The sequence below is a fragment of the Arthrobacter sp. 05T47 genome, assembly GCF_056395825.1.
In genome coordinates, this window is record NZ_JBFTKG010000157.1 from 1 (window position 1) to 1,254 (window position 1,254).

The following is a 1,254-nucleotide window of genomic DNA, read 5'->3' on the forward strand; positions in this document are numbered from 1 at the left end:
CCGGGACGCTGGCGCTTCCGTGACGTTGCAAAATTGTGCCTTTTGCCCGGAAAGATCGTGTGCGACGATGCGGTCATGAGCGAACACACGGAACCCGGGCCGGCACAACGTGCCGCCCCGTGGACGCGCCGAGAGGACCTGACCACGCGCCAGATGCGCACCGTCGGGCAACGGCGCGCGGAAGCTGAAGAAAAGCTCTCACGCCACCTCAAGGAAGCACACCACCTGGCCGAAGAACACCCTCCGGCCGCGGAAAAATCTCCTGACGTCTAACCGGCCACATCAGCCCTGCCCTACAGAACGATGGTGGGCAGAACCTGGCGAGCCGTTTTCAGAACGATGGGTGGGCAGAAACCGCCGTCCGTGATTGGTTGAGAGGAACCTTCCGGAGCGCTGGTGCGGCTTCTAGCGCAGTTGTAGCATCAGGAATTGGGAGACCTCCCGGCCCTAACTACGAGGAAAGGTGGGCAGAGTCATGAGCACGCTTCTCTGGATTGTCATTGCCGTCGCAGTCATCTTTCTCATCCTCGGCGGAACAGTCAAAGCAGTCAATTTCTTGCTCTGGATCGCCCCGATCCTGCTGATAGTCGCCCTTGTCATGTTCCTCATGAATCGTTCCCGCGGACGGCGCGGGGTCTGACCCACACAACTCGTTTTTGCCGCCGCTGATCTTCCTGCCGGCAGGGAGCAGCACCGGAACGGCCCCGGACTGGTCGCTGCCGGCAATCCAGCAGATACCCCTTCGGGCAAGCGGGCTGCGCCCCACACCGGGGATCAGAGGCACAACTGAGCTTAGGAGAAGGCCATGGACAACTTGTTCCGCCGTACCGGCCTCGAGGTGCCCGAACCCGTCCGACGCTTCCTGCAGGGTGAGTCCGATCCCTGGCTACGAGTCGAGGAATACCGCGACGGAAACACCATGGTGGTAAGAACCGATATCCCCGGCATCGACCCGGACAAAGACATCGACATCACCGTGACCGACGACACCCTGCACATCGCCGCTCGGCGCAGAGAGCCCGCCCACAAGGACCAGCCGGGGTATCGGAGCGAAGTGCGGTACGGCGATTACTCACGCAGCATCCCGCTTCCCCGCGGGGCGAACCCGGACTCCGTCGAGGCCAGCTACATCGACGGCGTCCTCGAAATCCACGCCCAGATACCTGAGCAGTCCGGAACCTCCGGCGCCAAAGTCCACGTCTCCCGCGGCGGACACCAGTCACCGGAAGCACCGGAGAACTACGTGACCTGACC

Annotated in this window: 3 protein-coding genes; all 3 read left to right on the top strand. The window is 62.6% G+C overall.

Annotated features, from left to right (window positions below):
• Nucleotides 1-75 precede the first annotated feature (75 nt).
• The 3 genes from AC1DEY_RS23535 (at nucleotide 76) to AC1DEY_RS23545 (ending at nucleotide 1,252) form a co-directional block, all read left to right on the top strand.
• Nucleotides 76-273 carry a hypothetical protein gene (locus AC1DEY_RS23535; protein ID WP_476870106.1) on the top strand — a complete coding sequence of 66 codons (198 nt, stop codon included), beginning with the start codon at nucleotides 76-78 and terminating at the stop codon, nucleotides 271-273.
• 202 nt (nucleotides 274-475) lie between these two features.
• Nucleotides 476-640: a hypothetical protein gene (locus AC1DEY_RS23540; RefSeq protein ID WP_476870107.1), complete on the top strand. Its 165-nt coding sequence runs from the start codon at nucleotides 476-478 to the stop codon at nucleotides 638-640.
• Nucleotides 641-805: 165 nt separating this feature from the next.
• Nucleotides 806-1,252 carry an Hsp20/alpha crystallin family protein gene (locus tag AC1DEY_RS23545; RefSeq protein ID WP_476870108.1) on the top strand — a complete coding sequence of 149 codons (447 nt, stop codon included), beginning with the start codon at nucleotides 806-808 and terminating at the stop codon, nucleotides 1,250-1,252.
• Nucleotides 1,253-1,254: the final 2 nt, after the last annotated feature.